Here is a 13,241-nt window from a genome sequence, read left to right on the forward strand (position 1 = left end):
CAGGACACGGTGGGTCTGGCGACCGTGCCGGGGGGTGGTGCGAGGTACACCCCGACCGGGTGGGTGGCCGGGCTGACCGTGAACTGTCGCATCGGAAGGATGGTGTGCGACGACGAACACGACCGTAGAAGGCGGGAACGAGATGGCCACCGACACGCTGGGGCGGACGACCTCCGACGGGACCTCCCTCGACGGGGCGGTGCGGGAAGCGGGACGCGACGGTCACCCCGCGCGCCCCGACGCCCCCGCCGAGGGGCGGACCGCCGCGCTCCTCAAGGCGCCGTGGCGCGGGCTCGGCATCGCGCTCGCGACCATCTTCGTCTCGATACCGCTGTTCGCGCTGACGCTGGTCTCGATCTGCCTGATCCCGCTCGGTATCGGTCTCTACACGACCCCCGTGCTCATGGCCTGGATGCGGGACTTCGCCGACTGGCGCAAGTCGCTGGTCGTCGGGTGGGCCGGCCTCCCGGTGCCGGAGGCGCGGCGCCTCGGGTGGGCCGAGGACGCGGGCGCCCCCCGCAGGACGCTGGTGCTGATGGCCGACCCGGCGAGCTGGCGGCAACTGTGGTGGCTGATGGGCGACATGACCGTCGGCCTGCTCGTCGCGCTGCTGCCGTTCGCCATGATCGCCCAGGCCGGCTACGGCTATGTGCTGGCGGCCGGCGTCTGGGAGCCGATCAACGACGCCGGCGGCAGCAACTGGTACGCCTTCATCAAGATCGAGGACCAGGACGCCGCCAACCAGGCCGCGCTGCTGGGCTCCGGCCTGCTGGTCGTCGCCATCCTCATCGCCGGCGCCGTGCTGCGCGGCAACCTCCGCCTCACCCGGCTGCTGATCGGCCGCTCCTGACCGCCGCGGGCCTCCCCGCCCACCCGACCCCCGAGCCCCGGCGCCACTCCATCCCCAGCGCGCCGGGGCTCGGGTCGTCCTGTCTCGCCGTGTCGTACCGGCCGCACCGCCTTGGCGGCACTCTCTCAGCCGTAGTACTTGGTGACATTCGCGGGCGGCGCTCCCTTCTCACGCAACGCCCGCCTGATGCTGCTGGATACCAGCGCGAACTCCTCCCTGCTTATGCTTCGATGGCTGTCGTCCCGCACATCACTTTCCGTCGTGGAAGGCAGGGAGGAACCGTCCACCAGGGACATGCGCATGTCTCCCGCAGGCTCCCCCTCTGCTGTGGACGAGAAAATTCTCCCTCCCTCGACATCGATGGTGACAAAGGTGAACCGTTCGCCGCCGTCGATGATGATCCGATAGATATGGAGACCATCCGTACTGCCGGCCAACTGGGCGAGAAATGACATCATCATGAGTGAGACTCTCCGTTCAATGGGGCCGCTGGAATCCGAGCCCATCCCGCGACGGGGCTTCGCCGTCCCACCCCAAACCGGCCTCAACGGTCGCCCGGTGGGCTTCGTTGTAGCTGGGATTTCCCGTGTCGCGCATGTAGTTCGACTCGTATAGTTCGTGGCGAAGAAGCGTGATGTCCTCCGGGTGTGGAGTGCCTTGCTGAAGGCGTTGCCAGGCCTCCGCCATTCTGGGATTACTCTCGAATCTGGCCACCTCTGCCGGAACCCCGTAGTCCACGTAGTAGTCCAGCAGATGATCCTCCTCGAATACGTGGGACTTGATCTGCGCTATCTCGTCCCGGGTGAACCCGTATTCTGCAACGTTGGCGGCGATCCCGTCCACGTCGTCCGTTGCCCTGATGGAGTCGTACGCCTCGTCGGCCCACGCGTTGTCGAAGTCTTCTTCACTGCGCCAGGGGCGCACCTCCCCTCCGGTTTGACGCCCCGGTGTGAAGACGTCATCGATGCCCCGGCGGATACCGCCCGCCAGGTCGCCCAGACCGCCGCGGGCAAGTCCTCTGAGGCCGGCGGCGAGTCCGCCGAGGGTGGTGAGCCCCTTGAAACCGGGGACGCAGTCAAGAGCCGCAAACGCGACATCGAGAAGTCCGACTTCTCCTCTGACGTACTTGATCAGTGTGTCGGCGAGAACGACCAGCGCCGCCGCGAGGACGACCCAGGCCAACGGGCCGCCGATGATCATGACGACGATGCCGAGCACCGCCACGATCACCTTGCAGATCTCCACCAGGGTGTCCCAGTTGTCGGTCACCCATTTGATGGCCTTCTCCCACCAGCGGCGATTCTGGATACCGGCGTCGCTTGCCTCTTCCACGTCGCGTGCGCATTCGCGGGCGGCCTCCTCCCTCATCTCCAGTGCGTCCGAGGCCAGTTGACGTGCCGCCCTGAGGCGTTCCTCCGCGTCGTCGACGCTTCCCTGGGCGGCTCTGGCCGCCGCCTCGGCGGCCTCGTGGTCGCGGGCGGCAGCGCGGACGTTCGCCTCGTCCGGTGGCTCGACGCCCTCACGTTCCCCTTCGCGCTGGAGACGCTCGGCTTCCTCTCCCGCGCGGCCCAGCCAGTCTGTCGCGTCTCCCAACGCTGACCGCGCGGAGGCGAGATCAGCCTGCGCGGTGACGGCGCGGTCCAGCGCGCGGTCGGCCATGCCCTGAGTGGTCTGCAGCTTGGGCCAGTAGGTGTTCAGCGCCTGCGAACAGAGACTGTAGGAGCCCTCCAGCTTGGTGAGGTTGTCCGGGACACCGTCGAACTCGCGGCGAAACGCCTCTGCCGACAGCCCCGCCCACTCCAGGACCGCACGCTCGGAGGCCAGCCCTCGAATCTTTCCCAACGCCTCTGCGACCTCGTCGGCGAACTCCTGTAACTCGTCCGCTAACTCCCGGACCTCGTCCGGATCGCCCGGAGTCGGATCGCTGTCCATCTCGACCGGTGACCAGTCGCTTGGCCGTGCCATGAGTACCCCCGCATGATGTCGATTGCGACGATTCCATGCCTCTCGACAGCGAACGTGCCCGCCGCCCCTTGTGGCTATGTTGCTTGACACGCCTCCTTTGTCGCATCGGTTCCTCGCAAGGGCCGACGCGTCCCGCGACGAACCGTGAGGAAGTCAGCCGATGATGCCCTCTCCGCGCGACGATGAAATCGACCTGCGGATCGGGGAGGACTGTCTTCGGCTGGTCGCCTGGTGAGAGAAGACCGTTCGGTGACACGGCGTTCCGGTGATCGACATCGGAGTGGATCCACCCTGTGTGCACATGTGCCTGAGTCACGACGACTCGGCGATGGCCGAGTGGGGAACGTCCCGGGGAGTCTTCTCGCGACGCTCATCCGGACTCCGAGGGACGCACCCGTGGCGGAGGCGCGGTGAGGGCAGGGCGCTTCACGTGCCCGGAGCGGGTGAACGGCGGGCCAGGACCTCGGCCAGGGTGCGGTGGCGCAGCGCGGTGGTGGCGAAGCGGTGCCAGGCGTCGGGGTGTGCGGACAGGGCTTCGGTGACGAGGGTGAGCACGGTGGGGAGTCCGTCGTCGGGGGACGGTGGCGGCGCGGTCAGGGCGGGCTGGGCCGGGAGGGCCAGCAGCGTCTCGGCGTCGCGGTGGGCGCTGACCACCACGGCCTCCGTCCAGGCGCCTGCGGCGCCCGGGTGCTCGCCCAGCAGTTCGGGGAGTCGGGTGGTCAGGCGCAGCAGCGCGGCGGTGGGCGCGGAGTGGTGGACGAGGATCGCGTCGAAGTCGGGCCCCGCCGGGTAGCCGCGCACCGCGTGGGCCAGCAGCAGCCTCTCCAGGGTCTCGTCGGTCGCGCCGGGTGCGGCCATCCGGTCGAGGGTGGCGGCGGGTTGCCAACTCAGCTCGTCCAGGGCGAGGTTGGCCGGGGCCTCGGGGTGGTCGGAACGCTCGGGGGCGAGCGACCGCAGCACCGTGTGCAGGGCGCGGTCGAACGCCGGGTCCTCGGCCGCCGGGTAGGCGCCCCGGCGGCGGCGCCGGTGGGCGCGGCCCTCGCGGGCGTCGGCGAGGAACTCCCGCGCGTGCTCGGTGAGCGCGGGGCGCCGGTCGGCGGGGAGTAGCCGCGCCAACTCGGCGAGCCAGGCGAGTTGCGGGGGTTGGCAGAGCGGGAAGCCGGGGCGTGGGCGCCAGAGCGCGAGGGCGGTGAGGGCGGCCTCGGCGAACCGTTGGCGCAGCGCGGTCCTGGTCTCCGGCGGGCTGCGCCAGGGGAGCGCGTGGTCGGTGTCCGGCGCCAGCAGGGGGCGCCAGCGTTCGGTGAGGGCGCGGGCGATCCAGTCGGTCGCCGCAGCCAGGCCGCGTTCCGGGGTGGCGCCGAAGGTGCCGAGATAGGCCAGCGGCAGCCGGCGGTCCGGCTCGGGAAGCGCGGCCAGCTCCTCGGCGACGCGGGCCGCGGTCTCCTCCGGGGTGTGGCCCTCGACGCGCAGCCGGCAGACACGGCTGGTCAGGGCGGCGCCGGCGAAGCGGGCCAGGTCGGCTTCGGCCAGCTCGACCAGCAGCGTGGCGGGGACCGCGTGGGGAAGGGTGCCGAGGAGGAGTTCGGCGACGACGGCCCTGGCCTGCTCGTGCGCGTCGTCGGCCAGCAGTTCCCAGAGCGTGGTGAGACGGTCGGCGTGGGTGGTGAGCACCTCGCGCCAGAGCGTGCGCCAGGCGGCGAGCGCCGCCCCGTGCGCCGACACCCAGGCGTTCAGTTCCTGGCCCTCGGCGAGTTGCGCGGGCGGCCCGGGGAGCAGGGCGACGGCGGTGGCCAGCACCTCGGGCGCCAGGTCGGGGGAGCGCAGCACCAGCCGGGCGGCGTCGGGGCGTTCGACGGTCCCGGGGGTGACGGGCGCGGGGGTCGGAACGCGGCGGTGTAGTTCGGCGACCACGGCGGCGCGCGAAGCGGGGTGCGCGCCGGCGTGCGCGAGGGCGCCCAGCCGTCGGTCCGCGCTGCGGGCGGCGACGGCGGCGTGCCACTCCTCGGGGCAGTCCGGGTGGGCGAGCGCGGCCAGCACCGGGGCGTCCGCCTCGGCCTCGACGGCGGCGGCCAGCAGCGCCTCGGGTGCGGCGTCGGCGCGCGGGCCGGTGAGCAACGCGGCGAGCAGCGCGTCGCGTTCGGGCCCGGCCGGCAGCGTGCCGACCCGATCGAGCGCGAGGGCGACCACCGGCGCCTCGGGCGCCGCACCGGCCACGGCCCGCGTGAGAAAGACGGCCGGCAGCCGCACCCTGGTCTCGTTCCCCCGCGCGTTCCCCGCCGCGCCTCCGGCCGCCGACATCCGCGTTCCCCCGCTCGAAGCCTTCCGGAGCGGGGCGTGCGCCCCGCTCCGGAACAGCCTAGGACCCGGAGCGCCGGCGCTCAGTGGCCCCTGGCGATCCACTCCGGCAGGTGCGGTGCCTCCTGGCCGATGGTGGTGGTGTCGCCGTGGCCGGTGCGGACCACCGTGCCCAGCGGCAGGGTGAGCAGCCGGTCCCTGATCGAGTCGACGATGGTCGGGAAGTCGGAGAACGAGCGCCCGGTGGCGCCGGGGCCGCCCTGGAAGAGCGTGTCCCCGGTGAACACCGTCTCCAGCGCCGGCGCGTGCAGGCAGACCGCGCCCGGCGCGTGCCCCGGCGTGTGGAGCACGGTCAGCTCCACCGAGCCGACGGAGAGCCGCTGCCCGTCGGCCAGTTCGCCGTCGGGGTCGTGGGCGGGGTGGGTCAGCTTCCAGAGCGGCAGGTCGTCGGGGTGGAGCAGGACGGGGGCGCCGGTGCGCGCGGCCAGCTCGGGCGCCGCGTTGACATGGTCGTTGTGCCCGTGGGTGGCGACGATCGCCCGCACCGTGCGGGCGCCGACGGCCTCGGCGATGGCCGCCGCGTCGTGGGCGGCGTCGACGACCAGCACCTCGCTGTCGTCGCCGACCAGCCAGACGTTGTTGTCGACCTCCCAACTGCCGCCGTCCAACTCGAAGACGCCGGAGGTCACCACGCGTTCGACCCGGGTGCCGGTGCTCACAGGACCACCACCGAACGGAGCACGTCGCCCTCGTGCATCCGGTCGAAGGCCTGCTCGACCTGGTCGAGAGCGATCGTCTCGGTGACAAACGCGTCCAGGTCCAGCCGGCCCTGTCGATAGAGATCGATCAACATCGGGAAGTCGCGGGAGGGCAGACAGTCCCCGTACCAGGAGGACTTCAGTGCCCCGCCCCGCCCGAACACGTCGAGCAGCGGCAGGTCGATCCGCATCTCCGGGGTGGGCACCCCGACCAGGACCACCGTGCCCGCCAGGTCGCGGGCGTAGAAGGCCTGTTCGTAGGTCTCCGGGCGGCCGACCGCCTCGATCACCACGTCGGCGCCGAAGCCGCCGGTCAGCTCGCGGATCGCGGCCACCGGGTCGTTCTCCCCCGAGCGCACGGTGTGGGTGGCGCCGAGCCCCTCGGCGATGCTCAGTTTCCGGTCGTCGATGTCGACCGCGATGACCTTCGCGGCACCGGCCAGTCGGGCGCCCATGATCGCGGCGCCGCCGACCCCGCCGCAGCCGATCACGGCGACGCTGTCGCCCCTGCCGACCTGGCCCGTGTTGAGGGCGGCGCCGATGCCGGCCATCACGCCGCACCCCAGCAGGCCGGCGGCGGCCGGCGATGCCTCCGGGTCGACCTTGGTGCACTGTCCGGAGGCCACCAGGGTCAACTCGGCGAAGGCGCCGATGCCCAGCGCCGGGCTGAGCGGGGTTCCGTCGGTGAGCGTCATGGGCTGCTTCGCGTTGTGTGTGGCAAAGCAGTACTGCGGGCGGCCCCGCAGACAGGCCCGACACTGGCCGCACACCGCACGCCAGTTGAGCACCACGAAGTCGCCAGGCTCGACGTCGGTGACGCCCTCGCCGACCGACTCGACGACGCCGGCCGCCTCGTGCCCGAGCAGGAACGGGAACTCGTCGTTGATCCCGCCCTGCCGGTAGTGCAGGTCGGTGTGGCACACCCCGCAGGTGCGGACCCGGACCAGCGCCTCGCCGGGCCCGGGATCGGGGACCAGGATGGTCTCCACGCGCACCGGCTCGTTCTTGCCGGGTGCGATCACACCGCGTACCTCATGTGCCATTTCGGACGCCTCCGGGTCGCTTTGTCGATCACGAGGCAGCCATTGTGCGGCACCGTGGCCGCCAGCGGAAACCCCGCGCGGGGGCGCGGGGTTTCCCCTGACGGGGGCGACGGCGGGCGTGCCGGTGCCCGGCGGCGGCTGGTGTTCAGCGACGGCGGGCGGGCGAGAGGCGGGCGAGGGTCCAGGACGTGACGAGGCCGTAGGCCGCGTGGGGGAGGAGGTCGCTGAGCCAGTCGCCGGCCGACCAGCCGCGGGGGTCGCTGATGCCCAACGCCGCCATCGGCGCGTTGGAGCCGACGAGCGCGCCGGCCGTGGCCAGCAGGGTGGTGGCGGCCGGGTGGCGGGGGCGGGCCAGGCCCAGGGCGGCGCCGACGCCCACGCCGGTGGCGAGGCCGAGCAGCGGGCCGAGGCCGGAGACCCGGTTCTCCCGTGCCGCGCCCTCCCCCGGGATCGGCACGCCCGTCACCTCGGAGAGCCGCTCGACGCTCTCCGTCGGCGTGTCGCTGGCGCCGCGCCCGCGCGCCACCATGTCGAGATAGCTGACGGCGTTGAGCGCGCTGGTGCCCGCCGCGCCCGCGGCGGCGCCGGCGAGCAGCCGGCCGGAGAGGCAACGGCCACTGCGGGCCTTTTGTCCGGTTCGTCTCACGGGTCGAGGCTACGGCGACCGAGGGAGGCGCGCAGCGCGAACGCCGCGCGCCGCCCGCCGTTGTCAGCGGCGGGTGCGAGGGTGGCACCTCGCGGGTCGGCGGTGTCCCTCACGTCCACGGGGGGTGTGGCGGCCACCGCCGCCGCGTCCCGCGCGACGCGAGCGGGCGGGCACCGACACCGAGAGGAACGACGAGATGGCACTGACCCCCGAGGAGCGCGAGAGCTTCCTCGCCGAGCCCCACATCGCCGCGTTCTCCGTGGCCTCGGGCACTCCGGAGCGGGCGCCGCTGACCGTGCCCATCTGGTACCAGTACACGCCGGGCGGCGAGCTGTGGGTGCTCACGGGCAAGGACTCGCGCAAGCACCGACTGGCCGTCGAGGCGGGCCGTTTCGCCATGATGGTGGAGCGGCTGGAGCCGACGGTCCGGTATGTCTCCGTCGAGGGGCCGATCACCGCGATCACCGACGGCGGGGAGGCCGAGCTGCGGGAGATGGCCGCCCGCTATCTGCCGGCCGACAAGGTCGAGGGCTATGTCCGGTACGCGTACGCCGAGCAGGGCGCACACGTGGTGATCCGGATCCGCCCCGAGCGCTGGGTCTCCAGCGACCTCGGCACGGTCTGACTCCTCCGGGGAGTCGGCCGACGGCGGGGGCGGGCGACGCTCCGGGCGGCTGACGCTCCGGGCGGGCGACGCGGGTGGTCGTCCGCGCCCCGGTCACCGACTCCCCCGCGCGGCGACCGCGGTCACCGCTTGCCGTGGTCCTCCGGCCGTTCCACGGGCAGCTGGCTTATGCCCAGGTCGCGCCGCATCACCTGGCGCGCCTCGTACAGCCTTCGCGAGGCCAGGCCCATCAGCTCCGCGATGTCCTCGCCCTCCCCCGGCGAGGACCGCTTCTCCAGGGCCTCCTGGATCCTGAACAGCGGCAGCACCAGCCGCGAGACGGCCGTCAGCACCTCGTCGCTGACCGCGAGTTGGGCCTCCGCGTAGGCCGCGTTCAGCTCGTCGCGGGCCTTCTCGGCGGCCTCGCGCGGCGCCCGCTCCTCCGCTTCGACGCCGGTACGGGCTCCCGGCGAGCGGGCCTCGTACCAGGTGCCGAGCGCCCGGTGGTGCGCGCGGGCGAGCTGGTTGAGCGCCACATAGCTGGCGCGCCGCAGCTCCCGCGCGTCGGCGCGTTCCCGCTCCTCACGCTCCCTGGCGCGCTCGCGCTCGGCGTGCGCCAGCTCGACGCGCGTGGCGCGTGCCGCGGCGCGCTGTGTCAGCAGCGCGGAGAGCAGTGTGCCGAGCACACCGACGATCGCCACCGCCACCGTGGTCGCGCCTTCCATCTCGCCCATGGTAGCGGGCTGTTGGGTCGGCGCGACGGCTGGTGACGGACCTGGAGCGCTCTTCGGGGGCCGCCGCCGGAACCCCCGCGCGCCGGGGGAACGAGGGCCGTTCCGCGGCCCCCGTCGGGTCGCGCCAGGCGAGCGCCCGGGGCCATGCAGCTTGATGCAAGGCAGCTTGTTCACTCTCCTTAGCCGCTGGCAGATTGGCCGGCAGAGTCAATGGGGGTCACTCAGGGGAAACGCCGTAACCCACCGTCGGAAAACGCCACACAGAACGGCTAGCGGGTAACGCTTACCCGGTTTTCCCAGGACCGTTGGCAGAGGTAGTTCCCGGCTATCTGCTTGAGGTGGAAGAACGAATGCCCGTCGGACAGGGGATACCGCTCACGGCCGCTCAGGCGGGAATCTGGTTCGCCCAGCAACTCGACCCGGGAAACCCGATCTACAACGCGGCCGAATACCTGGAGATCCGCGGTTCCGTCGATGCCGACGTGCTGCGCGAGGCGCTGCGCCGACTGGTCGGCGAGGCTGAGGCGTTGCAGGTGCGGATCGTCTCCGACGGCGACGAGCTGTACCAGGTGCTCGACCCCGACCGCCCCTGGGAGCTGGACGTCGTCGACCTCAGCTTCGAGGTGGACCCGGACGCCGCCGCCCAGCGGTGGATGCGGGAGGTCATGGTCGAGCCGGTCGACCCGACGGTCGACCCGCTCTTCCGCTTCGCCCTGCTGCGGGTCGGCACCTACCGCCACTACTGGTTCTACCGCTACCACCATGTGACGGTCGACGGATTCGCCGTCGCGATGCTCGCCAAGAGGGCCGCCGAGATCTACACCGCGCTGCTCGAAGGCGAGCCGGTCGGCGAGAGCCCGTTCGGCCCGCTGGCCGAGCTGGTGAAGGCGGACGAGGAATACCGGGCGGACCGGCGTTTCACCGCCGACCGTGAATTCTGGGCCGACCGGCTGGCCGGCAGCGCCGACGTGGTGAGCCTGTCGGACCGCAAGCCCACGCTGGCGCACGCCCTGGTGCGGCGCTCGGAGTTCCTGCCGGACGACCGGCTGAACGCGCTGCGCGACACGGCGCGCGACGTCGGCGTGACCTGGCCGGCGATCATGATGACCGCCGCCGCGCTCTACCTCCAGCGGACCACGGGCGTCCCGGAGGTCACCCTCGGCCTGCCGGTGAGCGCCAGGACCGGCCGCGCGGCGCGCGCGATCCCCGGCATGGTCTCCAACGTGATCCCGCTGCGGCTGACGCTGGATCCGGCCAGGACGCTGGCCGAGACGCTGCACGCGGTCTCCGCCGAGATGCGGGCCGCCGTCAAGCACCAGCGCTACCGCTACGAGGACCTGCGGCGCGACCGGGGGCTGCTGGCCGGCGACGAGCGGCTGGTGGGGCCCGAGGTCAACATCATGATGTTCGACTACGACCTCCGGTTCGGCGAGACGCCCGCCCTCGTCAACAACCTCTCCATCGGCCCGTCCGACGACCTGGCGATGATCTTCTACGGCCGCCCCGACGGCCGCGGCCTCCAGATCGACTTCGACGCCAACCCCGAGCTGTACCGGGGCGAGGAGATCGCCGCCCACCAGAACCGCTTCCTCGGCTTCCTCGACCAGCTCTCGAAGGCCGACCCCGAGCTGCCCGTCGGCCGCGTCGACCTGCTGCCGCGCTCCGAACGGCGGCTGGTGATCGAGCGGTTCAACGAGACGGAGAAGGCCCACGGCGCGCCCGAGGCGACGCTGACGCAGCTGCTCGCCGAGCAGGCCAAGCGCACCCCGGCCGCCGTCGCCGTACGCCACGAGACGACGAGGCTCAGCTACGCCAGCCTGCACGTCCAGGCCAACCGCCTCGCCCACCTGCTGCGTTCGCGGGGCGCCGGCCCCGAGACGCTGGTGGCGTTGGCGCTGCCGCGCTCCGTCGACCTGGTGGTGGCGCTGCTCGCCGTGCTGAAGACCGGCGCCGCCTACCTGCCGGTCGACCCCAACTACCCGGTGGACCGCATCGCGCTGATGCTTGAGGACGCCGGCCCCGCGGTGCTGCTGACCACCACCGAGACCGAGGTGGGCCTCCCCGACGAGCTGCCCGTGCCCCGGCTGGTGATCGACTCGGTCAAGACGCGCTACCAGGTCACGGGACGCCCCGGCAGCGCGCCGCCCGACCAGCTGACCGGACCCGACCACCCGGCGTACGTGATCTACACCTCGGGCTCCACCGGCCGCCCCAAGGGCGTGATGGTGCCGCACCGCGGCGTGGTCAACCGCCTGCTGTGGATGCAGGACCGGTACGGACTGACCGAGGACGACCGGGTGTTGCAGAAGACGCCGGCCAGCTTCGACGTCTCCGTCTGGGAGTTCTTCTGGCCGCTGATCACCGGTGCCACGCTGGTGCTGGCCAGGCCGGAGGGGCACAAGGACCCCGTCTACCTCAGCCAGTTGATCAGGGACGCCGGGATCACCACGGCGCACTTCGTGCCGTCGATGCTGAGCGCGTTCCTCCAGGAGCCGGCGGCGGCCGACAGCGTCGGGCTGCGCCGCGTGATGTGCAGCGGCGAGGCGCTGCCCGAGGAGTCGCAGCGCCGCTTCCTGAAGCTGCTGCCCGACACCGAGCTGCACAACCTGTACGGCCCGACGGAGGCGTCCATCGACGTCACCTCCTGGCAGTGCTCCGACGCGGCCGGCCAGGTCCCGATCGGCCGCCCGGTGTGGAACACGCGGACCTATGTGCTGGACTCGGCGCTCCGCCCGTCCGCGCCCGGCACCCCGGGCGAGCTGTATCTGGCCGGCGTCCAGTTGGCGCGCGGCTATCTCGGCAGGGAGGGGCTGACCGCCGAGCGGTTCGTCGCCGACCCGTACGGGCCGCCCGGGTCGCGGATGTACCGCACCGGCGACCTGGCGCGTTGGGAGCCGGACGGCGCGCTGCGCTATCTGGGCCGGACCGACGACCAGGTGAAGATCCGGGGCTTCCGCATCGAGTTGGGCGAGATCGAGACGGCGCTCGCGCAGCACGAGGAGGTCGCCGAGACCGCCGTGCTGGCGCGCCGCGACCGCCCGGACGACGTGCGGCTGACGGCGTATGTGGTGGCGGCTCCCGGCACCGGCCCGAGCGTCGACGACCTGCGGCTGCACCTGGCGGGCCGGCTGCCCGAGCACATGGTGCCGGCCGCGTTCGTGCTGCTGGAGTCGCTGCCCGTGACGCCCAACGGCAAGCTGGACCGCAGGGCGCTGCCCGCGCCCGACCTGGCGTCGGCCGCCTCCGACCGGGGCCCGCGCACCCCGCGCGACGAGATCCTGTGCGGGCTCTTCGCCGAGGTGCTGGAGTTGCCGCGGGTCGGCGTCGACGACAACTTCTTCCACCTGGGCGGCCATTCGCTGCTCGCCAACCGGCTGATCAGCCAGGTGCGGAACGTGTTCGGCGCCGAGCTGACCATCCGTTCCATCTTCGAGGCGCCGACCCCGGCGCTGCTGGGCGCGCGGCTGGAGGACGGCGGCGGGACCAGCGACAGCCCGCTGGACGTGCTGCTGCCGCTGCGTCCGCACGGGGAGCGTCCCGCGCTCTTCTGCGTGCATCCGGCCGGCGGGCTGAGCTGGTGCTACGCCGGGCTGATCAAGCATGTCGACGCGGAGACCCCGGTCTTCGGCCTCCAGGCGCGCGGCCTGGACGGTGCCGACGAGGAGCTGCCGGACAACTTCACGGAGATGGCCGCCGACTATGTCGAGCAGATCCGCAAGGTGCAGCCCACCGGCCCCTACCACCTGCTGGGTTACTCCTCCGGCGGCATCGCGGCGCAGGTGATCGCGGCGCATCTGGAGAGCGTCGGCGAGGAGGTGGGCCTGGTCACCATCCTGGACACCTACCCGGGCCAGCCCATCGCCGAGCTGGGTGAGCAGGAGATCCTCGCCGACCTGCTGCGCTGGGTCGGCTACGACCGCAGGTACCTGGGCGACGAGCCGCTGCGCTACGAGCAGGTGATGGCGATCCTGCGGCGGCTCGGCAGCTCGATGGCCAGCCTGGAGCAGCGCCACATCGAGAACATCGGCCGGGTCTACGCCAACGGCCGCCACCTGGTGAACAACTTCGCGCCGCCCGTCTTCGGCGGCGACGTCGTGGTGGTCGTCGCCTCACTGGACAAGGTGGACGTCTCCCCGACGCCCGAGAGCTGGCGTCCGTTCGTGGACGGCCGGATCACCACCCACACCCTCGAACGCAACCACAACGACCTGATGAAGCCAGGGGCCATGGCCGAGATCGGCCGGATAGTCGCCGACGAGCTGCGGAAGTTGGACGCCCGCGCGCCCGCGCTTCCGCACGGCGCCCGATGAGGCGGCGCCCGATGGCACGGCGCCCGATGGCACGGC

At 72.4% G+C, this 13,241-nt stretch carries 10 protein-coding genes; 3 read left to right on the forward strand and 7 right to left on the reverse strand.

Annotated features, from left to right (window positions below):
- The first annotated feature begins 142 nt into the window (after positions 1–142).
- Entirely contained in the window at positions 143–850 is a 708-nt protein-coding gene (locus FH715_RS07070; protein ID WP_139641898.1) for a sensor domain-containing protein, read from the forward strand.
- 125 nt (positions 851–975) lie between these two features.
- Here the strand turns inward: FH715_RS07070 and FH715_RS07075 are convergent, their stop codons facing one another.
- From FH715_RS07075 to FH715_RS07100, 6 genes are all read right to left on the reverse strand, one after another.
- A complete protein-coding gene (locus FH715_RS07075) occupies positions 976–1,311 on the reverse strand; it encodes a hypothetical protein (RefSeq protein WP_139641900.1) in 336 nt (111 codons plus the stop codon).
- Positions 1,312–1,327: 16 nt separating this feature from the next.
- Positions 1,328–2,782 (reverse strand): WXG100 family type VII secretion target, encoded by a 1,455-nt coding sequence (locus tag FH715_RS07080; RefSeq protein WP_170184659.1) that lies wholly within the window; start codon positions 2,780–2,782, stop codon positions 1,328–1,330.
- Positions 2,783–3,241: 459 nt separating this feature from the next.
- A complete protein-coding gene (locus FH715_RS29280) occupies positions 3,242–5,113 on the reverse strand; it encodes a hypothetical protein (protein ID WP_170184660.1) in 1,872 nt (623 codons plus the stop codon).
- Between the two features lie 80 nt (positions 5,114–5,193).
- Positions 5,194–5,829, reverse strand: a complete 636-nt coding sequence (locus tag FH715_RS07090; RefSeq protein ID WP_139641904.1) for an MBL fold metallo-hydrolase — start codon at positions 5,827–5,829, stop codon at positions 5,194–5,196.
- A complete protein-coding gene (locus tag FH715_RS07095; RefSeq protein ID WP_139641905.1) occupies positions 5,826–6,911 on the reverse strand; it encodes an S-(hydroxymethyl)mycothiol dehydrogenase in 1,086 nt (361 codons plus the stop codon). Before FH715_RS07095 ends, FH715_RS07090 begins: the two co-directional genes overlap by 4 nt.
- Positions 6,912–7,056: 145 nt before the next feature.
- Positions 7,057–7,557: a hypothetical protein gene (locus FH715_RS07100; RefSeq protein ID WP_139641908.1), complete on the reverse strand. Its 501-nt coding sequence runs from the start codon at positions 7,555–7,557 to the stop codon at positions 7,057–7,059.
- A gap of 196 nt (positions 7,558–7,753) precedes the next feature.
- Here FH715_RS07100 and FH715_RS07105 point away from each other — a divergent pair, with 196 nt between their 5' ends.
- Positions 7,754–8,182, forward strand: coding sequence for a pyridoxamine 5'-phosphate oxidase family protein (locus FH715_RS07105; protein WP_139641910.1), 429 nt, complete (start codon positions 7,754–7,756; stop codon positions 8,180–8,182).
- Between the two features lie 122 nt (positions 8,183–8,304).
- On the opposite strand, the gene FH715_RS07110 is transcribed toward FH715_RS07105, so the two are convergent.
- Positions 8,305–8,886 (reverse strand): hypothetical protein, encoded by a 582-nt coding sequence (locus tag FH715_RS07110; protein WP_139641912.1) that lies wholly within the window; start codon positions 8,884–8,886, stop codon positions 8,305–8,307.
- Between the two features lie 359 nt (positions 8,887–9,245).
- Here FH715_RS07110 and FH715_RS07115 point away from each other — a divergent pair, with 359 nt between their 5' ends.
- Positions 9,246–13,205 (forward strand): non-ribosomal peptide synthetase, encoded by a 3,960-nt coding sequence (locus FH715_RS07115; protein ID WP_139641914.1) that lies wholly within the window; start codon positions 9,246–9,248, stop codon positions 13,203–13,205.
- The last annotated feature ends 36 nt before the right edge of the window (positions 13,206–13,241 follow it).

Source organism: Streptomyces sedi (assembly GCF_006335015.1).
Classification (GTDB): Bacteria; Actinomycetota; Actinomycetes; order Streptomycetales; family Streptomycetaceae; genus Streptomyces; species Streptomyces sedi.